Below are 25,332 nucleotides of genomic sequence, written 5' to 3' on the forward strand. Positions count from 1 at the left end.
ATTGCAACAGCAATTGACATAAAAAGTGAGTGCCTATGTCTACGAAGAGTAAACGCCCCCTGTACATTCCTTACGCCGGTCCTTCGCTGCTTGAAATGCCGCTATTGAACAAAGGCAGCGCGTTTACTCAAGAGGAGCGATTGGCGTTCAACCTGATCGGCCTGCTCCCGCAAAAAGTCGAAACCATCGACGACCAGCTCGAACGTGTCTATCGCCAGTACCAGCAGTGCCATAGTGACCTGGAGCGCCATATTCATCTGCGCGCCATTCAGGACGATAACGAGACGCTCTATTTCCGTCTGGTGTCCGAGCATCTGGAAGAGATGCTGCCGATCATCTACACCCCTACCGTGGGTCAGGCGTGCCAGGAGTTTTCCAATATCTATCGTAACCACCGGGGCTTGTTCATCAGCTACCCGGACCGCGAGCATATGGATGACATCCTGCGCAGTGCCACCAAGGACAACGTGAAAGTCATCGTGGTAACCGATGGCGAGCGTATTCTTGGCCTGGGTGACCAGGGTATCGGCGGCATGGGCATTCCTATCGGTAAGCTGGCGCTGTACACCGCCTGTGGCGGCATCAGTCCTGCCTACACGCTGCCGATCATGATCGACGTGGGCACCAATAACCAGGCGCTGCTGGATGACCCGATGTACATGGGATGGCGTCACGAGCGGGTCAGCCAGGAAGAGTACGATGCCTTTATGGCGGAGTTTATTGCTGCCGTGAAGCGCCGCTGGCCGAATGTGCTGCTGCAGTTCGAGGATTTTGCCCAGGCCAACGCCGTGCCGCTGTTGGAGCGCTACCGTAACGAACTGTGCTGCTTCAACGATGACGTGCAGGGAACGGCCTCTGTGGTGGTGGGTACGCTGATGGCTGCCTGCCAGGCGCGGGGCGAAACCATTGCGCAGCAGCGGGTGGTGTTCGTGGGCGGTGGCTCTGCCGGTTGCGGTATCGCCGAGCAGGTCGTGGTCGCCATGGAGGCGGAAGGCCTGACCGAAGCGGAAGCGCGAGCACGCATCTTCATCGTCGACCGGGATGGTTTGATGACCACGGATCAAACGTGGCAGCGGGATTTCCAGCGCCGTCTGGCCCATGATCCTGCGCTGGTAGCCAACTGGAACGGTCAGGGGCTGGAAGAGACCATTGCCCAGATCAAACCCACCATCCTGATTGGGGTCTGTGGTCAGCGGGGCATCTTTACCGAACAGGTCGTGCGTACCATGCATGCAGGCTGTGAACACCCGGTCATCATGCCGCTCTCCAACCCCACCTCCCAGGCAGAAGCCGTGCCTGAGGACGTGATTCGCTGGACCGACGGCCAGGCGTTGGTAGCCACGGGTAGCCCCTTTGCGCCGGTGGTCTACAACGGGCGGACCTACCCCATTGCCCAGTGCAACAACGCCTATATTTTCCCCGGCATTGGCCTGGGGGTGATTGCCGCCGACGCCCACCGCGTGACCGACGAGATGCTGATGAGCGCCTCGCGTGCCCTGGCCCGTGAAGCGCCGCTGGTCAAGGAAGGGCAGGGTGCGCTGCTGCCACCGCTGTCGCGCATTCGTGAAATCAGTAAGTCGATTGCTTTCGAAGTGGCTGCTCAGGCGCAGCAAAACGGCGTGGCGCTGAAAACCAGCGGCTCGGAACTGCGTGAGCGCATCGAAAAGTCCTGCTGGTCGCCGGAGTATCGCTTCTACCGCCGCCGCGCTTTCTAAGGCGCGTTGCAAAAAAAAGCCCCCACCAAGGTGGGGGCGATGCAAGCATTGGAAGTTTTTACCGTTAGGCTGCGCCGATCATTTTGCGCAGCACGTAGTGAAGGATACCACCGTGGCGGTAGTAAGCCAGCTCATTGGCGGTATCAATTCTGCATTTGGCATCAATGGTACGCTCCTGGTCGCCCTGTTTGATGACCACTTTGACCGTGCCGCCTGGGCTCAAGTCGTTTAATCCTGCAATCGAAATCTCTTCGTCACCGGTGAGCCCAAGGCTCGTGCGGCTCTCGCCTTCGGGGAACTGCAGCGGTACGACGCCCATGCCAATCAGGTTGGAACGGTGGATCCGCTCGTAGGATTCGGCAATCACCGCCCGTACGCCCAGCAGTCGGGTTCCCTTGGCTGCCCAGTCCCTGGAAGAACCGGTGCCGTACTCCTTGCCTGCCACCACCACCAGCGGCGTGCCTTCTTCCTTGTACTTCATGGCGGCGTCATAGATCGACATCTGCTCACCACTGGGCACATGGCGCGTTTCACCCCCGACCACGCCGTCCAGCATTTCGTTCTTGATCCGCACGTTGGCAAAAGTGCCGCGCATCATGACTTCATGGTTGCCTCGGCGTGAGCCGTAGGAGTTGAAGTCCACGGGTTTGACGCCGTGCTCCTGCAGGTAGCGGCCAGCAGGGCTGTCGGGCTTGATGGAGCCTGCGGGGGAAATATGGTCGGTGGTGACGGAGTCGCCCAGTATCGCCAGTACCCGAGCACTCTGGATATCTTCGATGGCATCGGGCTCGCGCTGCATGCCTTTGAAGAAGGGTGGGTGCTGAATGTAGGTGGAGGAGGGCCACTCGTAGACGTTGCTTTCCGGCACCTTGATCGACTGCCATGTTTCGTCGCCTTCGAAAACGGCACTGTACTCCTTGCGGAACATCTCGGTGTTGACCTTCTGTACGGCATTGGCGATATCCGCCTGCGAGGGCCAGATGTCTTTCAGGTACACCGGGTTGCCATCGCTGTCTTCCCCAAGCGGGTCGGTGGACAGGTTGCATTGAACGTTGCCTGCCAGTGCATAGGCCACCACCAGCGGCGGTGAAGCCAGCCAGTTGGTTTTGACCAGCGGATGCACGCGGCCTTCGAAGTTGCGGTTACCCGATAGCACGGAGGCGACGGCAAGGTCCCCCTGCTGAATGGCTTTTTCGATGGCGTCGGGCAGTGGGCCGGAGTTGCCGATACAGGTGGTGCAGCCGTAGCCCACGAGGTTGAAGCCCAGCGCATCCAGGTCATCGTTCAGTTCGGCAGCGGCCAGGTAGTCGGTGACCACCTTGGAACCAGGCGCCAGGGACGTCTTGACCCAGGGTTTGGTGGTCAGCCCCTTCTGACGCGCGTTACGTGCCAACAGGCCCGCTGCCATCATGACACTGGGGTTGGAGGTATTGGTGCAAGAAGTGATGGCCGCGATGACCACGGCACCGGGGTCCAGGTTGAAATCCTGCTCACCCATCTTGACCGCTTGGCTATCGTTATGCTGAAACGAGCGCTCGAAGCTCCGGTCGATGCCGACGGCGGTCTGGCCGCCTTCCGAGGAAAGCTTGCCCATTTCCGTAGCAGGGTAGGGCTTGCCATCTTCCTCCATGACGCTGGCGAACGCCTTGGGCATGTTCTTGAGAGAGACGCGATCCTGCGGGCGTTTGGGGCCTGCCAGGCTGGCTTCCACGCTGCTCATGTCGAGGCTGAGGGTATCGGTGAAGATGGGCTCGTCACCGGGCTCACGCCAGAGCCCTTGGGCCTTACTGTACGCTTCGACCAGCGCGACCAGCTCGTCTTCACGGCCGGTCAGGCGCAGGTAATTGAGGGTTTCATCGTCCACCGGGAAGAAGCCGCAGGTGGCGCCATACTCGGGGGCCATGTTGGCAATGGTGGCGCGGTCGGCCAGCGGCAGGTCTTTCAGGCCATCTCCGTAGAACTCGACGAACTTGCCGACCACGCCCTTCTTGCGCAGCATCTCGGTGACCGTGAGAACCAGGTCGGTGGCCGTAATGCCTTCCTGCAGCTTGCCGGTCAGCTTGAAGCCGATAACCTCGGGAATCAGCATCGATACCGGCTGGCCCAGCATGGCCGCCTCGGCCTCGATGCCGCCTACCCCCCAGCCCAGTACGCCCAGGCCGTTGATCATGGTGGTGTGGGAGTCGGTGCCTACCAGCGTGTCCGGGTAGGCGAAGGTTTTGCCGTCTTCTTGTTTGGTCCAGACGGTGCGGCCCAGGTACTCCAGGTTAACCTGGTGGCAAATGCCGGTGCCGGGCGGCACGACACTGAAGTTGTCGAATGCTTTCTGGCCCCAGCGCAGGAACTCGTAACGCTCGCCGTTACGCTGCATTTCGATATCCACGTTCTCCTGAAAGGCCGTGGGGGTGCCAAACTTGTCGACCATGACCGAGTGGTCGATGACCAGATCGACCGGAGTGAGCGGGTTGATGCGGGCGGGGTCTTCGCCCAGGGACTCGACCGCTGCGCGCATGGAGGCGAGATCCACGACCCCCGGTACGCCGGTGAAGTCCTGCATCAGAACGCGGGCAGGGCGGTAACCGATTTCGCGGCTGGACCGCCCCTCTTTTTGCCAGTCGACCAGGGCTTGCATGTCGGCCTGTTCGACGCTCTCGTCGTCAGCGAAGCGCAGCTGGTTTTCGAGCAGAATCTTGAGTGTCTTGGGCAGCCGTTCGATGTTGCCCAGCGTTTCGGCTGCTTTGGGCAAGCTGTAGTAGTGATACTCCTGGCTTCCTGCCGTCAGGGTATGAAGCGTGCTGGGTATCTTGCTCATTCCATTCTCCTCTCGATCGCTTATGGGTATCGCAACGGCCACTGTCTGGATAGCGCTAATCAATAGTATGGCCCATATAGTGCACATGGGTGTGGCTGGCTCGCCTTTCAAGCTATCCTGGCCTAATAGCGTAGACCAACCCTTGTAATTGCTTGTACTCGACGCCATTTCAGGCAGACTCTTCTGCGAATGTCGGCCCTGCAACGAATGTCGACGACGAACTCTGCTCAATTGTCACAAAGGTGGTGTCATGGAAACGCGTCATGAACGTTTGATCATTCTAGGCTCTGGCCCGGCGGGGTACACGGCAGCGGTTTATGCCGCTCGGGCAAATCTGAAGCCACTGCTGATTACCGGCATGCAGGCGGGTGGCCAATTGACCACGACGACCGACGTGGACAACTGGCCTGGCGATGCCGAGGGCGTACAAGGGCCTGAGTTGATGGAACGCATGAAGCAGCATGCCGAACGTTTCAACACCGAAGTGCTGTTCGATCATATCCACGAGGTGAGCCTGGGCGAGAAGCCCTTCACCCTGAAGGGCGATAGCGGCGTCTATACCTGCGACGCCCTGATCGTGGCTACCGGCGCCAGCGCTCGCTATCTGGGGTTGCCGTCAGAGCAGCAGTTCATGGGCCAGGGGGTCTCGGCCTGTGCTACCTGCGACGGTTTCTTCTACCGCAATCAGGAAGTGATCGTGGTCGGCGGTGGCAACACGGCGGTCGAAGAAGCGCTCTACCTGTCGAACATTGCCTCCAAGGTCACGCTGGTCCATCGCCGCGACACGCTTCGTGCCGAAAAGATCCTGCAAGACAAGCTGTTCGAGAAGGCAGAGGCAGGCAAGATCGCCTTGGAATGGTTTTACGAGGTGGAAGAAGTGCTGGGCGACAACACCGGCGTCACCGGCGTGCGGGTGAAGTCGACGCAGGACGGCAGCACCAAGGAGATCCACGCGCCTGGGCTGTTCATCGCCATCGGCCACAGCCCCAATACGGGCATCTTCGAAGGCCAGCTGGAAATGAACGGTGGCTACATCAAGGTACAGTCCGGCAGCGAGGGTAACGCCACGGCCACCAGCGTGCCAGGCGTGTTTGCCTGTGGCGACGTCATGGACCATATCTATCGCCAGGCCATCACCTCGGCGGGCAGTGGCTGCATGGCAGCGCTGGATTCAGAGCGTTACCTGGACGGTATTGCCTGAGGCTGACCCGACTAGCAGGCGATAGGCGACGTATCGATACGCAGTCTGCCTAACTGGCTCAGCACCAGCCGCTTGCCCGTTTCGCCCGTCGCGCACACGTCGAAGCTGCCGTTATAGCCGCTGGCATGGCCGAGTGGCGTGTACGTCACTCGATGCCAGCCACGGCTATAGGTGGTGTAGGTGGCCAACTGGCCGGGAAAGGTGCGCAGCACCTGCGCTGGCTCGATGGTATCCGTGGCGCGTCCTTTCACCACCATCAAGGTGTCGTGCCAGCTCGCAGTGCAGGCAGTGTGTTGTGGGTTGGCAGGGCAGACGGTGACCGCCGTGCGCTGGGTAATGGCCGTATTGCGCGCCAAGGCAAACGCAGCCTGCAGCCGCGTCGTTTCACTGTTGAGCATGCTGTGGTGCCCCAAGGCTTGAAAACTTGGGGCCAGCCAGGCAGTCATGGCGGCCATCAGCACCAGGGCCACCATCAGTTCGAGGAGCGTAAAGCCTCGCTGAACCGAGCCAGGCCGTGGGTGTGCAGCGGTATCGCATGTCATCATGAGACCCTCTGTGTACGGTCATGGGACTTATCCTAAAGGGCCTTGTGCTCTTTTTATGTAAGCCAAAACGGACAAAGCTTGTGAGCCATATCTTAATTATTGGTGGCGGTGTCATCGGCATGATGACCGCGCTCCAGCTGGCTGATGCAGGGCAGCAGGTCACGTTGGTGGAGCGCGGGCAGTGTGGCCAGGAGGCTTCCTGGGCGGGTGGGGGTATCGTCTCGCCGCTCTACCCCTGGCGTTACGGTGAGCCGGTGTCGCGGCTCTCGCGCTGGTCGGAAGGGGTGTACCCCACGCTGGCGCTGCGGCTGCTGGAAGAAACGGGCATCGACCCCGAGTATCGCCAGAAAGGCCTGCTCTATCTGAACGTGGAAGATGACGAGCAGGCGCTGGCGTGGGCTCGGCAAATGGGCAAGCCGCTCGAACGGGTCGAGGCAGAGGTCGTGCAGCAGAAAGAGCCCGCCGCGCTGGCCTCTGGCGGAAGCGCTCTGTGGATGCCGACGCTGGGCAGCATTCGTAACCCCCGCCTTGGCCAGGCGCTGCGGGCCCGGCTGGCGGCGATGCCGAGCGTCACGCTGGTCGAGCAGTGCCAGGTCACCGGCTTCCTCCAGCGTCAGGGCAAGGTCTTGGGGGTGGCCACGGCGTCGGGCGAGCTGCATGCCGAGCGAGTAGTGGTATGTGGTGGAGCCTGGGCAGCCCATCTACTGGAAGGCCTGGGTGTCCAGTTGCCCGTTCGGCCCGTGAAAGGGCAGATGATCGCTTATCAGACCCCGCCAGGGCTGGTGCAGCGGGTGGTGCTGAAAGATGGTCGCTATGTGATTCCGCGCAACGATGGTCTGCTGCTGGTGGGCTCGACGCTGGAAGAGGCCGGGTTCGATAAAACCACCGACCAGGACGCCTTGGCGTCGCTGCGCCAGAGTGCTGAAAACATCATTCCTGCGCTGGCCAGGTACCCCGTGGCGTATCACTGGGCGGGGCTGCGTCCGGGCTCCCCGGACGGCATTCCGTTCATCGGGGCGCTGCCGGAATTTCCCAACGTGTTCGTCAATGCAGGGCACTACCGCAATGGGCTGGTACTGGCTCCCGCCTCGACGCATCTGCTGGTCGACCAGCTATTGGATCGTGAGCCGCTGATCGACCCAGCGCCTTACTTGCCGGTGGCGCTACGTCGGGGGTAGCGCATCAAGCGTTACCGTCGTCGCGATCACGCTGTTCCTGCAGGAAACGGTCGCGGTGGGCGCTGCAGCAAAACCACTGCTCATGGTCACGCAGTGCCTCGCTTTCCGGCACGTGAACGTCGCACCAGCGGCAGCGCACCATCTGCCCGCCTTCATGGCGAGGAGCGGGGGGCTGCTGCTGGGAAAGGCGGTGCTGGCGATACATGCCGTAGAGTTTCAGGCCTGCATAAAACAGCACCGCAAAAATAATCAGCCGAATGATCAACAGGTTCATCCTCGATAACTCCCATACCGGGAAAAAGCGGGCAGCACGCCTGTAGCCGTATGGCCTTTGCCAGCAGGCGCACCTTGCGGGACAATGCCCCAAGTGCCATCGTATTCTGAAGATTCTCAAGAGATTTTGACGCCCATGCAAGACTTAACGCTGGTAATGGCCCAACTCGACCCGCTAGTGGGAGATATTCCCGGCAATGCCGCGCGCGCCATCGAGGCCGTGCGTGAGGCGAGGATCGAGCATGGGGCGGACATTGTGGTCTTTCCCGAGCTGTTTCTTTCCGGCTACCCGCCGGAAGATCTGCTGCTGAGGCCTTCCATGGAGGCGCGCCTGCGTGAAGCCCGCGCCAAGATGGCCGAGAAGGTGGCCCGAGACGTGCTGGTCATCATTGGTTATCCCGGCGTGCGTGAAGGCAAGTGCTACAACATGGCGGGCGTGCTGTACAACGGCCAGTGGGAAGCAGAGTACGCCAAGCAGGCGCTGCCCAACTACCAGGTGTTCGATGAGCAGCGCTACTTCACCCCCGGCACCCAGCCACTGGTTTACGAGCACAAGGGTGCCAAGCTGGGGCTGTTGATCTGTGAAGACTTGTGGGAAGGCTCGCCGGTCAAGGCGGCGCAGGCGGCCGGGGCGGAAGTATTGATCAGCCTGAATGCCTCGCCCTACCACCAGGACAAGCCCACCGAGCGGCTGCGCCTGCTGGAGCAGCGGGCTCAGGACGTTCAGCGCCCCATTCTCTACGTCAACACCATTGGCGGCCAGGATGAGCTGGTGTTCGACGGCGGTTCTTGCTGTGTGGATGAGCAGGGCCAGCTCAAGGTGCTGGCCCCTTACTGGCAAGCCGGGCTGATGCCCGTTCAACTGCTGCAAACCAGCGCCGAGCGTTGGGAGCCCCAGGCCGGAGAGATCGAGCCGGAAGTCATGCCGGAAGAGAGCCTTTATTGCGCGCTGGTCACCGGGCTGCGTGACTACGTCAATAAAAGCGGCTTCAAAGGCGTGGTGCTGGGGCTTTCCGGCGGCATCGACTCCGCCTTGTCGCTGGCGATTGCGGTGGATGCGCTAGGGCCGCAGCGCGTTCAGGCGGTCATGATGCCTTACCACTACACCGCCGATATCTCCAAGCAGGATGCCGCCGAGCAGGCCAAACTGCTGGGGGTGCATTATGACGTGATGCCCATCGAGCCCATGGTAGAGGCCTTCATGGCGACCCTGGCGGATAGCTTTGCGGGCACCGAGCGTGACACCACCGAGGAGAACCTGCAGTCGCGCTGCCGAGGCGTGCTGCTGATGGCCATTTCCAACAAGAAGGGCCTGATGGTGCTGACCACCGGCAACAAGAGCGAAATGGCCGTGGGCTATGCCACGCTCTATGGCGACATGGTGGGCGGCTACAACGCCATCAAGGATGTCTACAAGACCTGGGTCTACCGCCTGGCACGTTGGCGTAACACCCAGTCGCCGGCCATTCCGGAGCGGGTCATCGAGCGTCCGCCCAGCGCAGAGCTGGCGCCCGACCAGCAGGATAGCGATTCCCTGCCGGATTACGATGTGCTGGACGCGATTCTGGTGCGCTACATCGAAGGGGACATGAGCGCCGAAGCCATCATTGCGGCGGGTTACGACGAGGACGATGTCTACAAGGTGGTGAAGCTGGTGGACCGCTGCGAGTACAAGCGTCGCCAGGCTCCGGTAGGTGTACGGGTCACGCCGCGTGGTTTCGGGCGTGACCGTCGTTACCCCATCGTCAATGGCTGGCAGCCGGGCGAGTAGCGCCTGCTGCCAGCCGCGACCAGCCCTAGGCCAGTACGGGAGGAGGTGCCAGGCAATGCTTGGCCATCTCCTCCGGTGCCACCGGCTTGCAGAAGTAGTAACCCTGATAGGCATGGCACTGGTGCGCGTTGAGATAGCGCCAGTGCTCGATGGTTTCCACACCTTCTGCAATCACATCAAGCCCCAGTGAACGCCCCATGGCAATGATGGTTTCGACGATGGCCATGTCGTCGGCGTCCTGATGAACATCGCGCACGAACGACTGGTCGATCTTGATCTGGTCCAGCGGCAGGCGCTTCAAGTACTGCAGCGAGGAGTATCCGGTGCCGAAGTCATCCATGGCAAAGCTGATGCCCAGCGCCTTGAGCTGGTGCATGCGCTCGATGGTGTCATCCACTTTGCCGATCACCGTGCTTTCGGTCAGTTCCAGCTTCAACCGATGGGCAGGGGCGCCGCTGAGCTCCAGCGCGGTGGCGACTTCCTCCACGAAACCGGGTTGCTGGAACTGCTTGGCACTGACGTTCACCGCCAGCACCAGATGCCGGGTGTGCTCCGTGGCCTGCCAGGCCGCCAACTGCTCACAGGCTGCGTGCAGTACCCAGCTGCCAATCGGCACGATCAGCCCGGTTTCCTCCGCCAGGGGGATGAACATGCCGGGGGAGACAAACCCTCGTTCCGGGTGCTGCCAGCGAATCAGCGCTTCGGCACCAATCGCCCGCCCTTGGTTATCTACCTGCATCTGATACACCAGCACGAACTCTTCCTGCTCGATGGCCAGGCGCAGGTCGCGCTCCAGCTCCGTGCGGCTTTCCAGCTGGGCTTGTACTTCAGGGTCATAAAAACGCAGGCCGTTCTGTCCGCCGCGCTTGGCCAGGTGTACCGCTGAGTTTGCATACTGGAACAGGCTGTCGATGCTCTCTTCCAGCCCTTTGAACAATACCAGGCCCTGGCTGACGTTGAGGAACTGCTGACGGCCTTCCAGGCAGTAAGGCTGGGTCAGAGTGTGACTCACCTGCTGGGCAAAGAACTCGGCTTTTTCGGCCGCTTTCAGCTGGTCTTCATCCAGGCCGTCCACGATGATGGCAAATTCGTCTCCGCTGAGTCGGCCAATCGTGCAGCCTTGGGGCTGCAGCGTTTCCAGCCGCTTGGCCATCTGCTTGATCAACTCATCCCCGGCGCGGTGGCCAATGCCATCGTTGATGCGCTTGAACTCGTCCACGTCCACATAGATCAGGCTGCCGTAGGTGCCCGTGTGCGCATTGGTTTCGAGCGAGTGCTGAAGGTGTTCACGCATCAAGCGCCAGTTGGGCAGCTCGGTAAGCGAATCGTAGTAGGCCAGTTGATGCACTTGCTGCTCGGCATGACGCCGCTGGTGCTCGGAGTCACGCAAGCTCAATAGCGAAGCGGCGATGCGCTGCAGGGTTCCGCTATGCTGCTGGCTGAGCCGCTCCACTGCCTGCATGTCCGGTAACTGATCCGAGCGCTTGGAAAGGGCGAGAATGGCATCGCCCACGATGACCAAGCGTTGATTGATCCGCCATGCCGCGATCATCGCCGCGCCCAGCAGTAGCGAGAACAGCCCAATGCCGGTCCAGAGAATGGAGTTGCGCTCGTGGGTCAGTGCCTGGTACGACTCGCGATGTCGATCACTGGCTCGCTGGGTCAGGGCTTCGAAAATCTGCTGAGAAAACAGGTTGAACGTCGTGAAGTACTGCTGGGCTTCACGTAGATAATAGCCAGCGTCTCCCTGATTCAAGGTGGCGGCTTCGTTCGCCATGTCCACAAAACGACGGTAATCGAAGAAGGCGCGCTGCAGAGTGTCCGCACTCTCGTGGCTGAGATCGTAGATCAGGGGTGAGGCCGCCAACTGGTCGATGCTCTGACCAATCCGGGAAAGCTCCAGATTGATGATGCCATACTCGGAATAACGCTGCATGGCACTCAGGTTGGTGTCGGTTGCCTGGCTGAGGACTTCGGTGACCCGCTGATGCAGGTCGCTCAACTGGCGGTCAAAGGTGGCCATTTGCACCAGCGTGTCCAAATCATTGGACTGCAGCTGATGGTTTTGCAGCGACTGCTCTTTCAACACCTGGGTGGCAAGCGCCAGCAGCAGCATGGCGGGTAACACCACCATCAGTACCGGTAGCAAGAACACCATAAACAGGCTTTGGGAAGGTTTCATGATAACCTCGAAGGGAAGGCAGTGGCCGTGATGCAGTGCATCACGGCCTGTCTAAATAGTTAACGGCAAAGCGCGCGTTTTATTTAGAAACTTTCCCACTCGGGCTCGGCCGAGGTCGTTTTCGAAGCGGGTAACGCCGGTGCCGTGGCGGCAGGGCGCTTCAGTTCTTGAGCCGGAGAGTGTTGCTGGCGGGAAGGCGTCGCGCCAGTGGCAGGCAGTTTGAACGCCCCCATGGCGTGGAGCAGCTGATGCGCGTTTTGGCGTAAGTTGTTGGCCGCCGTGGCGCTCTCATGAACCAGCGATGCGTTCTGTTGGGTCACCTGATCCATTTCGGTCACGGCTTGCCCGACTTCCTGCACGCCAGCACTCTGTTCAGCGCTGGCATGGCTGATTTCCTGCATGATGCTGGTCACCCGCTCAATGGCGTGGACGATGTCTTCGGTCGACTTGCTGGCCTCTTCTGCACGCTCGTTACCATGGTTGACGCGTTCGAGGTTGCTGCTGATCAAATCATTGATTTCCCGGGCAGCATCGGCGCTGCGCTGGGCGAGTTTGCGCACCTCTTCGGCAACCACGGCAAAGCCTCGGCCATGTTCACCGGCCCGTGCGGCTTCCACCGACGCATTCAAGGCCAGGATGTTGGTCTGGAAAGCAATCGAGTCGATGGTGGAGATGATGCCGGCAATTTCCTGAGAGCTCTTGTTCAGGTCGTTCATGATGGCCACGACATGGTGCACCGCTTCACCGCCCTGGGTCGCCGTCTTCGAGGCGCTGGCAGCCTCATGACTGGCTTGCTCAGAGTTGTCGGCGTTCTGCCTCACGGTGCTGTTGAGCTGCTCCATGGCAGACGCCGTTTCTGCCAGTGCACTGGCCTGCTCTTCGGTGCGGGACGCCAGGTCATTATTGCCTTCCGCGATCTGCTCGCTGTTGGAAGCGACCGCCTCGGCCGATGCGCGCACCTGCGTCACGATATCCTGGAGCTGCTTGGCCATGGCGACCTGGGAAGCCATGATGCTGCGTGTATCATTCTTCTTCACACGGCCTTTGGTCGCCAGCTCACCGCGCCCAATCGCTTCTGCAAATGCCTTGACTTCATAGGGTTCGGCGCCCAGCTCTCTGAGCAGCTGGCGTGACAGGAACACCGCAATCATGCTGCCAATCAACAGGGCAAACAGGGTCAGGCCCAGCATCTGCAATTGAAAACCTGAAGCCGTCGCGCGGGCATCCTCGGTGGTGACATTGTTGATCTGCTCTTGCAGGTCGATGAATTGATTGATGCGGCTCAACCACTCGCGGTAAGACGGCCCCGCTTGTTCGAGCATCAACGCCTGCGCCTGCTCGAACTGGTCAGCGTTCCTGGCATCGATCACTTGCTCCGACAGGGCCATGGTGGCAGTGGCCTGATCATTGATGCTGCTCAGCAGCGCCTGCTCTTGTGACGTGGCGGGGTACTGCTGGTTCAGGTCACGCATCTTGCTGATGGCAGTGTCGTAGAGGCCACGCAAACGGGTCAGCTCGTCTTGCAATGTGCCCAGGTTGCCGTTGCCTGCCGTGATGACCACGTCGCGCAACACGATCGCGCGATCATGCACACTGCCTCGCATGTCCACGGCGAATCGCTGCTTGGCTCCGTTGATATCGTTGATCTCGCTCAGGCTGCGGTCGATCTGGTTGACCTGATAGATACCGGCTGCTGTCAGCAGTACCAGCAATAGCAGGATCGTCGAGAAACCGGCGGTCAGTCGGGTGCTGATTTTCGTGCCGGCTAGGCGTTTATACAGGGATGGCATAAGGAAGCTCCTCAGGCGCCGTGCAGGCGCTTTATTATGTTCGGCGGGGCAATAATAGCGCCGCGTGAATATTTTGTACAATAATTGTATCGATATTGGTTTTTGAAAATCTAATCAAGTGCCTGTTAATTAAGCTTTTGTGACAAAAACAAAAAAACCACGCCAAAGCGTGGTTAGATAAGGTGCATCGATTGTATAGCTTTTAAAAAGGGGTGGCTAGCACCCCGCTTCAACGTTAGTTACGGCCGCCGTTGTATTTGGGCACGAAGCGGCTGCCTTGCAGTTGCTCGTGATCGGGCGCATTTTCACGCAGCACGGCCAGGACTTCGCTGGCGCGATCTTGCATGCCCATGCCTTGGTAACCTTCTACCATGGTGGCCAGAGCATCCCGCGTGGCGTTGGATTCCGGATAGTTTTCAACGACCCAGCGACCGCGCTCAATGGCCGCGAGGAAGGCGCCACGACGCAGGTAGTAGTCGGCGACATGCAGCTCATGGCGAGCCAGCAGCTCACGCAGGTAGACGATGCGTTGCTGGGCATCCGGGGCGTATTGGCTTTGCGGATAGCGTTGAATCAGCTCGCGGAAGTCGTTATAGGCATCCCGTGAGGCGCCCAGGTCGCGCTTGGAAATATCGATCAGGCGCAGGCGTTCCAGGCTGAAGCGCCCTGCTTGCCAAGCGGACAGCCCGCGCAGGTAGTAGGCGTAATCCACTTGCGGGTGGTCAGGGTGCAGGCGAATGAACCGGCTGGCTGCCGCGCGGGCCTCTTCCCAGTTACTGTTCTCGTAGTAGGCGTAGATCAGTTCGAGCTGGGCCTGTTCGGCATGAGGGCCAAACGGGTAGCGGGTGTCCAGGGCTTCCAGGCGCTCGATGGCGATAGGATAGCGATTGCTGTCGAGGGCCGTACGAGCCAGCTCATACAGCTCGCGCTCTTGAACACCGGCAAACTCGTCTTCGTCTTCCGGAGTGGTGTCATTGCTGGCACAGCCTGCTAACAGGGCAAGACTCAGGGCCAGGGCGCCAAAGCGGTTGGCAGCGGAAAAAACGCGCATCATCATCCTCGTTGCAAACAAGCCTCAATCACCGAAAAGCGACGATGGCCATAAGTAGAAATGGTAGAATAGGTCGCAGTCAGCCCACTATAAAACACCTGAGCGCAAAACGCAGGCTTGGCGACACTTTGCTGTAAGGGTTCAGCGGTGTCGTGTCATCCAGAAGTGGGCGTGTTTGTGTCATAAAGAGGTCATTCATGTCTCGAATTGTGGAAGCCACGCAGCGCGTCCCCGCCACCCTGGCGGGCGCACGCTTGGACCAAGCCGCCGCGGAGTTGTTCAGCGATTATTCCCGCGAGCGCTTGAAAGCGTGGATCAATGCGGGGGAACTCACGGTCGATGGGGCCCAGGCCAAGCCCAAGGCCAAGCTGCACGGTCACGAAGTGTTGGCGCTCCACGCCACCATCGAAGAAGACACTCGCTTTGCGCCCCAGGACATCGCTCTGGACATCGTTTATGAAGACGACGACGTCATGGTGGTCAACAAGCCTGCTGGGATGGTGGTACATCCTGCTGCAGGCAATCCCGACGGCACGCTGCTCAATGCGCTGCTGTTCCATCACCCTTCGCTGGCAGAAGTGCCCCGAGCGGGCATCGTCCATCGGCTGGACAAGGACACCACTGGCCTGATGATGGTGGCCAAGACCCTGCCCGCGCAAACGGCGCTGGTGGAGCAGCTTCAGGCGCGGACCGTGTCACGTCAGTACGATGCGGTCGTGCTCGGCAAGCCAGTGTCGGGCAGCACGATCGATGCCCCCATTGGTCGGCACCCGAAGGACCGCAAGCGCCAGGCCGTGACCGCCTCGGGCAAGCCTGCGGTGACGCATTTTCGTGTCGTCGAGCGGTTCCGCGCGCACACCCACGTGCGCTGCCAGTTGGAAACCGGGCGTACTCACCAGATACGCGTGCACATGTCTCATGCGCGTTTTCCGCTGGTGGGCGACCCGCTGTACAGCGGTCGCGCCAAGCTACCGCCGGGGGCAGCCGGGCCATTGAAGGAGATTCTGCGTGAATTTCCCCGTCAGGCGCTGCATGCGCGCCAGTTGAGCTTCGTCCACCCCGTCAGTGGAGAAACGCTGACCTTCAAGGCGGAGCTGCCTGACGATTTGCTGATGCTGCTGGATTATCTGCGTGAAGATAGCGAGACCATGCGATGAGCGATGCCATAGACCTGCGCCCCACGCTGCTGCGCCCTGATTGGGCGGCGCCTGCCAACGTGCAGGCCTTTGTGACCACCCGCGAGACAGGCCCCAGCCAGAACGACTTCGCGGCGTTCAACCCGGCGGCCCACGTGGGCGACAACGCCGACCACGTGGCGCTTTGTCGTCGGCTGCTGCACAAGGAAATCGGCGATAGCCGTCCGCTGCTGTGGCTCAATCAAACCCACGGGGCACGGGTGCAGCAGGAGTATCAGGAAGGCGTGCCAGAAGCCGATGCCTCGGTGGCCAGCAGCAGCGACTATGCCTGTGTGGTACTCACCGCCGACTGCCTGCCGGTGCTGTTCTGCAATCGGCAGGGCACCCAGGTGGCGGCGGCCCACGCCGGATGGCGCGGGCTCGCCGGTGGCGTGCTGGAAGCCACGGTGGCAGCGATGAACTGCGACCCCGAAGACATTCTGGTGTGGCTTGGCCCGGCGATCTCCAATGCCCAGTTCGAGGTGGGCCCGGAAGTGTACGGCACCTTCGTGGCCATCCAGCCCGACACCGCAGAAGCCTTCGATCATAGCCCTTATCGCCTGGGCCATTACATGGCCGACCTGTACCGCCTGGCGCGCTTTCGCCTGGAGGCGTTGGGCATCCATCAGATCAGCGGTGGTCACTTCTGTACGGCCTGCGAGTCGCGCTTTTACTCTTATCGGCGGGATAACGGCAACACCGGCCGCATGGCAAGCGTGATCTGGATCAAGTAAGCCGTCGGTCAACGGCTGGTTAATATCGCACGCCTCTTGAAATGGCCATAACTGCCGCCATTTTACTTGTCAAGCTAATCGTCTTTAGCACGTTCAACGACAGGTTATCGGGATGCGCCGTGGGTCGAAACGCACGGCACCCCCCAGGAGGTACTCCATGCGATTCGATAAATTCACTGCCAAGTTGCAGGCCGCCATTGCCGAGGCTCAATCCCTCGCCGTGGGGCGTGGCCACAATCAACTCGACCCTGCCCATTTGCTGCTGGCGCTGCTCGACACGCGCGATACCGGCATCAAGGCGCTGATCGAAAAAGCCGAAGGCAGCAGTTCCCGGCTGCGCGACGGCTTGCAGCGCCAACTGGAAGACTTGCCCAAGGTCAGCCAGTTCGACGGCGAGGTCCAGCCTTCCCGGGAATTCGTCAAACTGATGAACCTGACCGACCGCGAAGCGCAAAAGCGCGGCGATCAGTTCATTGCCTCCGAGCTGGTGCTGCTGGCGGCGCTGGAAATGAACGGTGCCATCACCAAGCTGCTCAAAGAGGCCGGGCTGACGCGCAAAAGTCTCGAGGCGGCCATCGACAGCCTGCGTGGCGGCTCCCGCGTTGACGACCCCAATGCCGAAGATCAGCGTGAAGCGCTGAACAAATATACCCTCGATCTGACCCAGCGAGCGCTGGAAGGCAAACTCGACCCGGTGATCGGTCGTGACGACGAAATTCGTCGTACTATCCAGGTGTTGCAGCGCCGCACCAAGAACAACCCTGTACTGATCGGTGAGCCGGGCGTGGGCAAGACCGCCATCGTCGAAGGCCTGGCCCAGCGTATCGTCAATGGGGAAGTGCCCGAAGGCCTGAAGGAAAAGCGTGTGCTCTCGCTGGATATGGGGGCGTTGCTGGCGGGCGCGAAATTCCGTGGGGAATTCGAAGAGCGGCTGAAAGCCGTGCTCAAGGAGCTCTCCCAGGAAGAAGGTCGGGTGATCCTTTTCATCGACGAGCTGCATACCATGGTGGGCGCAGGCAAGGCGGAAGGTGCCATGGACGCTGGCAATATGCTCAAACCGGCGTTGGCCCGAGGCGAGCTGCACTGTGTCGGGGCCACCACGCTGGATGAGTACCGTCAGTACATCGAAAAAGACGCGGCCCTGGAGCGGCGCTTCCAGAAAGTGCTGGTGGACGAGCCCTCGGAAGCGGATACCGTGGCCATTCTGCGCGGCCTGAAGGAGCGTTACGAAGTTCACCACGGTGTCGATATCACCGACTCGGCCATCATCGCGGCGGCCAAGCTCTCGACCCGTTATATCACCGACCGCCAGCTGCCGGACAAGGCCATCGACCTGATCGACGAGGCAGCATCGCGCATCCGTATGGAGCTGGACTCCAAGCCGGAGGAGATGGACCGTCTCGACCGCCGCCTGATCCAGCTCAAGATGGAGCGGGAGGCGCTCAAGAAAGAGACCGACGAAGCCACGAAAAAGCGTCTGGAAGCCCTCAATCAGCACATCCATGAGCTGGAGCGCGAGTACGCCGACCTGGATGAGATCTGGAAGGCGGAAAAGGCCAGCATCCAGGGGGCAGCGCAGTTCAAGGCCGAGCTGGAGCAGGCGCGTATCGACCTCGAACAGGCGCGCCGCCAGGGGGATCTTGGGCGTATGTCGGAGCTGCAGTACGGCAAGATTCCCGCGCTGGAGAAAAAGATCAGCGAAGTGGGCGAGGGTGAAGCCGATACCACCAGCCATCAGCTGCTGCGCTCCAACGTGACGGAGGAGGAGATTGCCGAAGTCGTGTCCCGCTGGACCGGCATCCCGGTGTCCAAAATGCTCGAAGGCGAGCGTGACAAGCTGCTGCGCATGGAAGATGCCCTGCACGAGCGGGTCATCGGTCAGCACGAAGCCGTGGAAGCAGTGGCCAACGCGGTGCGGCGTTCCCGGGCGGGCCTCTCCGACCCCAACCGCCCCAACGGCTCGTTCCTGTTTCTGGGCCCCACCGGGGTGGGCAAGACCGAGCTGTGCAAGTCGCTGGCCAATTTCCTGTTCGATACCGAAGAGGCCATGGTGCGCATCGATATGTCCGAGTTCATGGAGAAGCACTCCGTGGCCCGTCTCATTGGCGCACCGCCTGGCTACGTCGGCTATGAAGAGGGCGGTTATCTGACCGAAGCGGTGCGCCGCAAGCCGTACTCGGTGCTGCTGCTGGATGAGGTGGAAAAAGCCCACCCGGATGTGTTCAACATCCTGCTCCAGGTGTTGGAAGATGGGCGCTTGACCGATGGTCAGGGGCGTACCGTTGACTTCCGCAATACGGTCATCGTCATGACCTCCAACCTGGGCTCGGACATCATCCAGCGCATGGGAGGCGATACCAGCAGTGACGACGGCAGCGACTACGAGTTGATGAAGCAGGCAGTCATGGAAGTAGTGGGCAATCACTTCCGCCCTGAGTTGATCAACCGTATCGATGAAGTGGTGGTGTTCCATGCCCTTGGCCAGGAGCAGATTCAAGCGATTGCCGGGATTCAACTGGAGCGCCTGAAGGCTCGCCTGGCAGAGCACGATCTGAGCCTGGAAATCAGTGACGACGCCATGGCGCAGTTGGCGGTGGTTGGCTTCGACCCCGTATTTGGCGCGCGGCCGCTGAAACGTGCCATCCAGAGCCGCATCGAAAACCCGCTGGCGCAGGATCTGCTGGCTGGCAAGTACGCCCCGGGCGATACCATTCGCATCAGCGCGGGTGAAGGCAAGCTGATCTTTGGCTGATCCCGGAAGGGCTTGCTGCGCAATCAAATAGGGCGAATGCCCCGTCAGTGACGCTGGCGGGGCATTTTTTTGCAGCGACTGCGACCTTTGTTGCGTTTGCTCGGATAGGTGGTTGACACGCCAAGGGCGCTAATGGAATCTTGTGTGTTCCTGATTTGCGGGCGCGGAACCAGCGGGCAATCCCTCATCACCGCGCGAAGGGTAGGCTCACGCCTCTACCCGCCGAAGGACTTCCGGGCTCGGGCTAACCGCCTGACCTGGCCAACGCCCCGACACGGCAAACCGCCGTGTAAGGGAGGCACGCGTCAAGCTCGCCACGTCCAGACAGGCCATGGTGACCAGCAACGCGTGCTCCCGATGAGAGTGCAGGCCCTAACCGGGCCATATTGCCAGGGTTTGGCATCAGGTGCCGGCATGGGCCGGCAGCGGCATACCGCCGCACTCGACCCCGCAGGATGTCCTGCGGATCGCACTCGAGACCTCCAGGGGAGAAACACAGTGGAACTGCTTTCCGGCGCAGACATGATCGCCCGCTTCTTGCAAGATGAGGGCGTAGAGTACATTTATGGTTATCCCGGTGGTGCGGCGCTGCATATTTACGATGCGCTGTTCCGCCAGGACAAAGTGAAGCACATCCTCGTGCGTCACGAGCAAGCGGCCACCCACGCGGCTGACGGCTATGCCCGTGCCTCCGGCAAGCCCGGCGTGGTGCTGGTGACGTCCGGCCCCGGTGCGACCAACGCAGTCACGGGTATCGCGACTGCCTACATGGACTCCATTCCCATGGTCGTGCTGTGTGGTCAGGTCATGAGCCACCTGATTGGTGACGACGCCTTCCAGGAAACCGATATCGTCGGCGTGACCCGGCCCATCGTGAAGCACAGCTTCTCGATTCGTCACCCTTCTGACATTCCGGAAGTGCTGAAAAAGGCCTTCTACCTGGCCTCTACCGGCCGCCCCGGCCCCGTGGTCGTCGATATTCCCAAGGACATGACCGCGCCCACCGAGCGCTACGAGTACGTGTACCCGAAGAAGGTCAAACTGCGCTCCTACAATCCGGTGACCCGTGGGCATACCGGGCAAATCAAGAAAGCCGTCGAGATGATGCTGAAGGCCAAGCGCCCCGTGTTCTACACCGGCGGTGGTGTGGTTACCGGCAAGGCCAGCGAAGGCTTGACCGATCTGGTGAAGCAGCTTGGTTTCCCGATCACCACCACGCTGATGGGCATTGGCGCTTACCCGCAAAGCGACCGCCAGTGCCTGGGCTGGCTGGGCATGCACGGCTCGTACGAGTCCAACATGGCCATGCACCACGCGGACCTGATCATTGCCATCGGCGCACGTTTCGACGACCGCGTGACCAACAACACGTCGAAGTTCTGCCCCACGGCCAAGATCATCCATGTGGATGTCGATCCCAGCTCGGTCTCCAAGACCGTGCGTGCCGACGTGCCCATCGTCGGTCCAGCCGCCAGCGTCATCAACGAGATGATCAGCCTGGTGCAGGGGCACGAGATTGCCCACCCCGAAGCGTTGACCGACTGGTGGCAGAAGATCGACGGCTGGCGCGCCGAGCGGGAAGGCAAGCTCTATGAGCCCTCCAAGCCCGGCGAGGCGCTGAAGCCCCAGGAAGTCATCGAGGCACTGTGCCGCGTCACTCGGGGCGAGGCGTACGTCACCACCGACGTGGGCCAGCACCAGATGTTTGCCGCGCAGTACTACAAGTTCGACAAGCCCAACCGCCTGATTACCTCCGGTGGCCTGGGCACCATGGGCTTCGGCTTTCCGGCCGCCATGGGCATCAAGCAGAACTTCCCCGAAGACGACGTGGTATGTGTCACGGGGGAAGGCAGCTTCCAGATGATGATGCAGGAGCTTTCCACCTGTAAGCAGTACGGGGTGGGGGTCAAGATCGTCAACCTGAACAACGCGTCGCTGGGGATGGTGCGCCAGTGGCAGGACTTGAACTACAAGTCCCGCCATGCGCACTCCTACATGGAGTCGTTGCCCGACTTCCATATGCTGATCGAAGCTTACGGGTTTACCGCCATCACGGTCACTACCCTGGACGAGCTGGAGCCAGCGTTGGAGCGTGCCTTTGCCAACAAGCATGAGCTGGTATTCCTGGACGTGAAGGTCGACCCCTTTGAGCACGTTTACCCGATGCAAGTGCCGTTAGGCGCGATGCGTGACATGCTGCTGTCCAAAACGGAGCGTACCTGATGCGTCATATCATCTCGATTCTGATGGAAAACGAACCGGGTGCGCTGTCACGTGTAGTCGGGTTGTTCTCTCAGCGTAACTTCAACATCGAAACGCTGAACGTAGCACCGACGGAAGACCCGTCGCTGTCACGCTTGACGGTCACCACCATCGGTGACGACCGGGTGATCGAGCAGATCACCAAGCACCTCAACAAGCTGATCGACGTGGTGAAGCTGGTCGACCTGACCGAAGGTAACCACATCGAGCGGGAGTTGATGCTGGTGAAGGTCAAGGCGCTGGGCGCTGCCCGTGATGAAGTGAAGCGTACCGTGGATATCTTCCGCGCCCAGGTCGTGGACGTGACACCGAGCCTCTACACCGTTCAGATCACCGGCGATGCCTCCAAGCTGGATGCCTTCCTGCAGGCCATGGCGCCGGTGGGCATTCTGGAAGTGGCGCGTACGGGCGTCTCCGGCATTGCCCGCGGTGACAAGGTGCTGTCGCTCTGATCGCGCGTTAGTACCCACCCAAAACCGCCCTTCGCCGGGCGGTTTTTTTGTTTTTGGGTGGCGCCAGGCGGATGCCTCTAGCGAGGTGCCACCGTGGTCCAGAAAGCATCGATCATGGGATTCTGCAGCCGCCGGTTCAGCACGCACAGGCCGACATCATAGTGGGGCAGCTCGGGCTTGACGTTGAGTACCTGCACACGCTCTGCCAGCGGGCTGTTGTCCAGCACGATACGCGGCACCACACCGACCCCAAACCCTAGCCCCACCATGCTGACGATGGCCTCATGTCCCGCCACCTGGGCATAGATGCGGGGCGCGATGCCCATGGCCTTGAACCAGGTGTTGGCGTACTCCCGCGACAGGCCCGCCTCCGACAGAATCATGGGCACATGCCGCCACTGTTCGGCGGTCGAGCTTTCCGGATGGCTAGGCAACCAGGCATGGGTTTCCGTCGGGGCGATGAACAACAGCGGCGAGCGGGTGAGCGACTTGAACGCCAGGGCGCTGGGAGGAATGCGAGGCCTGGGCGTAATGGCCATGTCATCGGCCCCTTCCAGTACGCGGTTCATGGCGTCTGCCGGGTCACCCGTATGCAGCTTGAGCTCAATGCCGGGGTGGCGTACCCGCACATCGCTCAACAGCTCATACAAAAAGCTGTAGCTGGCGGTGACCGAGCAGTAGATGCTGATTTCCCCGCTGAGCTGTGTCGCGCTGGTGGCCAGCGTGCGCTTCTGGGTTTCCCACTGCTCCAGCGTCTCCTTGGCGTAGCGCAGGAAGGCGACCCCTTGCGGGGTCAGCGTGACATGCCGGTTGTCGCGTTCGAACAGGCGGGTGCCCAGCTCGCTCTCCACCTGCTGAATCGAGCGGCTCAAAGTGGAAGGGCTGATATGGCACAGCTCGCTGGCGCGCCCGAAATGCAGCGTATCTGCCAAGGTGGCCATGTGCTTGAGAAGACGAAAATCCATGGGGTCGATGCCCTGAGTTTGATTTCATTTTATGAAATAGTATGTTGCAAATATAGCGTTTTACGCAATGGTGCTGCTGGCGTAGAGTGACCTCAACGCCGAATCCCAGTGCTGCACTAGACGGCACGGGTGGCCATCAACGCTGACACATACACGATAACGATCTGATTCAACCGATTTCTGGAGTCTCGTCATGCACGTTTACTACGATAAAGATTGCGACCTTTCCCTCATCCAGGCCAAGAAAGTCACCATCGTCGGCTACGGTTCTCAGGGCCATGCCCACGCCAACAACCTGAAAGAGTCGGGTGTCGATGTCACCGTAGCGCTGCGCAAAGGCTCCTCGTCTGCGGCGAAAGCAGAAGCAGCAGGCCTGAAAGTCGCCAGCGTACCGGAAGCGTGCAAGACCGCTGACGTCGTCATGATTCTGGCGCCGGACGAAAACCAGAAAGCCATCTACGAGCAGGAAGTCGAGCCGAATCTGAAAGAAGGCGCGACCCTGGCGTTTGCCCACGGTTTCAACATCCACTACAACCAGATCGAGCCGCGTAAAGACCTCGACGTGATCATGATCGCGCCGAAAGCACCGGGCCACACCGTGCGCTCCGAGTTCGTCAAGGGCGGCGGTATTCCCGACCTGATCGCGATCCACCAGGACGCCTCTGGCAACGCCAAAGAGCTGGCGCTCTCTTACGCTGCAGGCGTTGGCGGTGGCCGCAGCGGTATCATCGAGACGACCTTCAAGGATGAAACCGAAACGGACCTGTTCGGCGAGCAGGCGGTCCTTTGTGGTGGTGCGGTCGAGCTGGTGAAAGCCGGTTTCGAAACCCTCACCGAAGCAGGTTACGCACCGGAAATGGCCTACTTCGAGTGTCTGCACGAACTCAAGCTGATCGTCGACCTGATGTACGAAGGCGGCATTGCCAACATGAACTACTCCATCTCCAACAATGCGGAGTATGGCGAGTACGTGACCGGCCCTGAGGTGATCAACGACGAGTCTCGCGCTGCAATGCGCAATGCACTCAAGCGCATCCAGACCGGCGAGTACGCCAAGATGTTCATCCAGGAAGGCAACACCAACTATCCGTCCATGACCGCACGCCGTCGCCTGAATGCCGAGCACGAAATCGAGCAGGTGGGTGCCAAGCTGCGCGGCATGATGCCGTGGATTGCTGCCAACCAGCTGGTCGACAAGTCCAAAAACTGATCGACCGCCGTCATGAAAACGCCCCGAAGCGCCTCTGCGTGCTTCGGGGCGTTTTGCATTCCGGCTGTCAGGACTGGTCGGCAAGGGTTCACCGTGTAGAATGAGAAGGGTTCACTTGTGAATGTGACTTCACTCTAAATGGATGACACTTATGACTCAGGATGCTCGCGACCCAGAGCAGGAATCGCTCCCTTCGTCCGCTGCAGGCGCGGACAGCGCGGCTACTCCTTCGTCGAAGGAAGAGGACATCGTGCGGAACGAGGATCTTGCCGCTGCTTTTCTTCGTGAAACCGAAGTCGTGGAGGAGGCCGTCGAAAACGGCAAGAAGATTCGCCGCAAGGGCATCTACCTGCTGCCCAACCTGTTTACCACGTCGGCACTGTTTTCTGGTTTCTTTGCCGTGGTGGCTGGTATCAATGGCGAGTTCACGTCGGCAGCGGTGGCCATCTTCATCGCCATGGTGCTGGATGGCCTGGATGGTCGCGTGGCGCGCATGACCAATACGCAAAGCGCTTTCGGGGCCGAGTACGACAGCCTGTCGGACATGATCTCGTTCGGCATGGCGCCTGCCCTGGTCGCCTTTACCTGGATACTGCAAGATATCGGCAAGACCGGCTGGGTGGTGGCCTTTCTCTATGTGGCGTGTGCTGCCCTGCGCCTGGCCCGCTTCAACGTACAGATCGGCAGCGTCGACAAAAAGTGGTTCATCGGCTTGCCCAGCCCTTCGGCTGCTGCGCTGGTCGCCGCCAGCGTGTGGACATTCCACAGCTTCGACGCCGATGCCTTCGGCTTCAAGCTGCTGATGCTGCTGGTGGTGGGCGCGGCGGGTATTCTCATGGTGAGCAATATCCGCTACTACAGCTTCAAGGACCTGGACTTCAAGAAGCCCGTGCCCTTCGTGGTACTGCTGGCGGTGGTGCTTGGATTCGTGATGATCTCGGTACAGCCCTCGGTCATGTTGCTGTTGCTGTTTGGTGCCTACGTCTGCTCGGGGCCGGTGCTGGCCGTCATGCGCAAGGCCAAGCCCAAACACTGAGCTGAAATTATTTTACAAAAGCCCTTGCCAACCCGGCAGCGAATCCGTAAAGTACGCATCCGCTGCCGGGGACGCCAAGCGTTGCCAGCGGTGAAGAAGGTTGAAAAACCTTCGGTTTGTCAAGAAGTTAGCGTCATCTGTTGGCTGGATTGATCGCTCGCTTCACTCGCTGAAAACAGCCCTTGACAAACACCACGGAATGCGTAGAATACGCCTTCCTCGCTGAGG

Annotated in this window: 18 protein-coding genes; 11 read left to right on the forward strand and 7 right to left on the reverse strand. The window is 60.5% G+C overall.

Annotated elements, in window-relative coordinates; all coding sequences use genetic code 11:
* Positions 1–35 precede the first annotated feature (35 nt).
* Positions 36–1,715: an NAD-dependent malic enzyme gene (locus IE061_RS13980; protein WP_308429553.1), complete on the forward strand. Its 1,680-nt coding sequence runs from the start codon at positions 36–38 to the stop codon at positions 1,713–1,715.
* 64 nt (positions 1,716–1,779) lie between these two features.
* Here IE061_RS13980 and acnA read toward each other — a convergent pair whose 3' ends face one another.
* Positions 1,780–4,527: an aconitate hydratase AcnA gene (gene acnA / locus IE061_RS13985; protein WP_193461868.1), complete on the reverse strand. Its 2,748-nt coding sequence runs from the start codon at positions 4,525–4,527 to the stop codon at positions 1,780–1,782.
* Positions 4,528–4,777: 250 nt separating this feature from the next.
* On the opposite strand from acnA, the gene trxB reads away from it, so the two are divergent.
* A complete protein-coding gene (gene trxB / locus IE061_RS13990) occupies positions 4,778–5,728 on the forward strand; it encodes a thioredoxin-disulfide reductase (protein WP_193461869.1) in 951 nt (316 codons plus the stop codon).
* Between the two features lie 11 nt (positions 5,729–5,739).
* Here trxB and IE061_RS13995 read toward each other — a convergent pair whose 3' ends face one another.
* A complete protein-coding gene (locus IE061_RS13995; RefSeq protein WP_193461870.1) occupies positions 5,740–6,273 on the reverse strand; it encodes a GspH/FimT family pseudopilin in 534 nt (177 codons plus the stop codon).
* 80 nt (positions 6,274–6,353) lie between these two features.
* Here IE061_RS13995 and thiO point away from each other — a divergent pair, with 80 nt between their 5' ends.
* Positions 6,354–7,451, forward strand: a complete 1,098-nt coding sequence (gene thiO, locus IE061_RS14000) for a glycine oxidase ThiO (RefSeq protein WP_039182409.1) — start codon at positions 6,354–6,356, stop codon at positions 7,449–7,451.
* 4 nt (positions 7,452–7,455) lie between these two features.
* Here thiO and IE061_RS14005 read toward each other — a convergent pair whose 3' ends face one another.
* Positions 7,456–7,725 carry a PP0621 family protein gene (locus IE061_RS14005; protein ID WP_081138865.1) on the reverse strand — a complete coding sequence of 90 codons (270 nt, stop codon included), beginning with the start codon at positions 7,723–7,725 and terminating at the stop codon, positions 7,456–7,458.
* A 135-nt stretch (positions 7,726–7,860) separates the two neighbouring features.
* On the opposite strand from IE061_RS14005, the gene IE061_RS14010 reads away from it, so the two are divergent.
* Positions 7,861–9,495 carry an NAD+ synthase gene (locus tag IE061_RS14010; protein ID WP_189463755.1) on the forward strand — a complete coding sequence of 545 codons (1,635 nt, stop codon included), beginning with the start codon at positions 7,861–7,863 and terminating at the stop codon, positions 9,493–9,495.
* 25 nt (positions 9,496–9,520) lie between these two features.
* Here the strand turns inward: IE061_RS14010 and IE061_RS14015 are convergent, their stop codons facing one another.
* The 3 genes from IE061_RS14015 to IE061_RS14025 form a co-directional block, all read right to left on the reverse strand.
* Positions 9,521–11,677, reverse strand: a complete 2,157-nt coding sequence (locus IE061_RS14015) for a putative bifunctional diguanylate cyclase/phosphodiesterase (RefSeq protein WP_193461871.1) — start codon at positions 11,675–11,677, stop codon at positions 9,521–9,523.
* Between the two features lie 83 nt (positions 11,678–11,760).
* Entirely contained in the window at positions 11,761–13,467 is a 1,707-nt protein-coding gene (locus IE061_RS14020) for a methyl-accepting chemotaxis protein (protein WP_193461872.1), read from the reverse strand.
* Positions 13,468–13,702: 235 nt separating this feature from the next.
* The gene (locus IE061_RS14025) at positions 13,703–14,518 is read right to left on the reverse strand and encodes an outer membrane protein assembly factor BamD (RefSeq protein WP_039182422.1); all 816 of its coding nucleotides are present in this window, start codon (positions 14,516–14,518) and stop codon (positions 13,703–13,705) included.
* Between the two features lie 197 nt (positions 14,519–14,715).
* Between IE061_RS14025 and rluD the strand changes: the two genes are divergently transcribed.
* The 5 genes from rluD to ilvN all read left to right on the forward strand — a co-directional run bounded on the left by rluD (position 14,716) and on the right by ilvN (position 21,893).
* Positions 14,716–15,675 (forward strand): 23S rRNA pseudouridine(1911/1915/1917) synthase RluD, encoded by a 960-nt coding sequence (rluD, locus tag IE061_RS14030; protein WP_039182424.1) that lies wholly within the window; start codon positions 14,716–14,718, stop codon positions 15,673–15,675.
* Positions 15,672–16,427: a peptidoglycan editing factor PgeF gene (gene pgeF / locus IE061_RS14035; RefSeq protein ID WP_193461873.1), complete on the forward strand. Its 756-nt coding sequence runs from the start codon at positions 15,672–15,674 to the stop codon at positions 16,425–16,427. Before rluD ends, pgeF begins: the two co-directional genes overlap by 4 nt.
* A gap of 157 nt (positions 16,428–16,584) precedes the next feature.
* Positions 16,585–19,179, forward strand: coding sequence for an ATP-dependent chaperone ClpB (clpB, locus tag IE061_RS14040; RefSeq protein WP_193461874.1), 2,595 nt, complete (start codon positions 16,585–16,587; stop codon positions 19,177–19,179).
* A 498-nt stretch (positions 19,180–19,677) separates the two neighbouring features.
* Positions 19,678–21,402, forward strand: coding sequence for an acetolactate synthase 3 large subunit (locus tag IE061_RS14045; RefSeq protein WP_039182430.1), 1,725 nt, complete (start codon positions 19,678–19,680; stop codon positions 21,400–21,402).
* On the forward strand, positions 21,402–21,893 hold the full coding sequence (ilvN, locus tag IE061_RS14050) for an acetolactate synthase small subunit (protein ID WP_016916051.1): 492 nt from the start codon (positions 21,402–21,404) through the stop codon (positions 21,891–21,893). The genes IE061_RS14045 and ilvN overlap by 1 nt, the downstream gene beginning before the upstream one ends.
* A gap of 77 nt (positions 21,894–21,970) precedes the next feature.
* Here ilvN and ilvY read toward each other — a convergent pair whose 3' ends face one another.
* Positions 21,971–22,858 (reverse strand): HTH-type transcriptional activator IlvY, encoded by an 888-nt coding sequence (gene ilvY, locus IE061_RS14055; protein ID WP_193461875.1) that lies wholly within the window; start codon positions 22,856–22,858, stop codon positions 21,971–21,973.
* Between the two features lie 193 nt (positions 22,859–23,051).
* On the opposite strand from ilvY, the gene ilvC reads away from it, so the two are divergent.
* Complete coding sequence (ilvC, locus tag IE061_RS14060; protein WP_016916053.1) at positions 23,052–24,068, forward strand: ketol-acid reductoisomerase; 1,017 nt, start codon at positions 23,052–23,054, stop codon at positions 24,066–24,068.
* Positions 24,069–24,219: 151 nt separating this feature from the next.
* Positions 24,220–25,104, forward strand: a complete 885-nt coding sequence (gene pssA / locus IE061_RS14065) for a CDP-diacylglycerol--serine O-phosphatidyltransferase (RefSeq protein WP_039182438.1) — start codon at positions 24,220–24,222, stop codon at positions 25,102–25,104.
* Positions 25,105–25,332: the final 228 nt, after the last annotated feature.

This window comes from Vreelandella hamiltonii (assembly GCF_014651795.1).
Classification (GTDB): Bacteria; Pseudomonadota; Gammaproteobacteria; order Pseudomonadales; family Halomonadaceae; genus Vreelandella; species Vreelandella hamiltonii.

Excerpts from the sequence above, each read along its gene's own strand:
- IE061_RS13980 (WP_308429553.1), top strand. The coding sequence starts at position 36 with ATGTCTACGAAGAGTAAACGCCCCCTGTACATTCCTTACGCCGGTCCT.
- acnA (WP_193461868.1), bottom strand. The coding sequence starts at position 4,527 with ATGAGCAAGATACCCAGCACGCTTCATACCCTGACGGCAGGAAGCCAG.
- trxB (WP_193461869.1), top strand. The coding sequence starts at position 4,778 with ATGGAAACGCGTCATGAACGTTTGATCATTCTAGGCTCTGGCCCGGCG.
- IE061_RS13995 (WP_193461870.1), bottom strand. The coding sequence starts at position 6,273 with ATGATGACATGCGATACCGCTGCACACCCACGGCCTGGCTCGGTTCAG.
- IE061_RS14005 (WP_081138865.1), bottom strand. The coding sequence starts at position 7,725 with ATGAACCTGTTGATCATTCGGCTGATTATTTTTGCGGTGCTGTTTTAT.
- IE061_RS14010 (WP_189463755.1), top strand. The coding sequence starts at position 7,861 with ATGCAAGACTTAACGCTGGTAATGGCCCAACTCGACCCGCTAGTGGGA.
- IE061_RS14015 (WP_193461871.1), bottom strand. The coding sequence starts at position 11,677 with ATGAAACCTTCCCAAAGCCTGTTTATGGTGTTCTTGCTACCGGTACTG.
- IE061_RS14020 (WP_193461872.1), bottom strand. The coding sequence starts at position 13,467 with ATGCCATCCCTGTATAAACGCCTAGCCGGCACGAAAATCAGCACCCGA.
- IE061_RS14025 (WP_039182422.1), bottom strand. The coding sequence starts at position 14,518 with ATGCGCGTTTTTTCCGCTGCCAACCGCTTTGGCGCCCTGGCCCTGAGT.
- rluD (WP_039182424.1), top strand. The coding sequence starts at position 14,716 with ATGTCTCGAATTGTGGAAGCCACGCAGCGCGTCCCCGCCACCCTGGCG.
- pgeF (WP_193461873.1), top strand. The coding sequence starts at position 15,672 with ATGAGCGATGCCATAGACCTGCGCCCCACGCTGCTGCGCCCTGATTGG.
- clpB (WP_193461874.1), top strand. The coding sequence starts at position 16,585 with ATGCGATTCGATAAATTCACTGCCAAGTTGCAGGCCGCCATTGCCGAG.
- ilvN (WP_016916051.1), top strand. The coding sequence starts at position 21,402 with ATGCGTCATATCATCTCGATTCTGATGGAAAACGAACCGGGTGCGCTG.
- ilvY (WP_193461875.1), bottom strand. The coding sequence starts at position 22,858 with ATGGATTTTCGTCTTCTCAAGCACATGGCCACCTTGGCAGATACGCTG.
- ilvC (WP_016916053.1), top strand. The coding sequence starts at position 23,052 with ATGCACGTTTACTACGATAAAGATTGCGACCTTTCCCTCATCCAGGCC.
- pssA (WP_039182438.1), top strand. The coding sequence starts at position 24,220 with ATGACTCAGGATGCTCGCGACCCAGAGCAGGAATCGCTCCCTTCGTCC.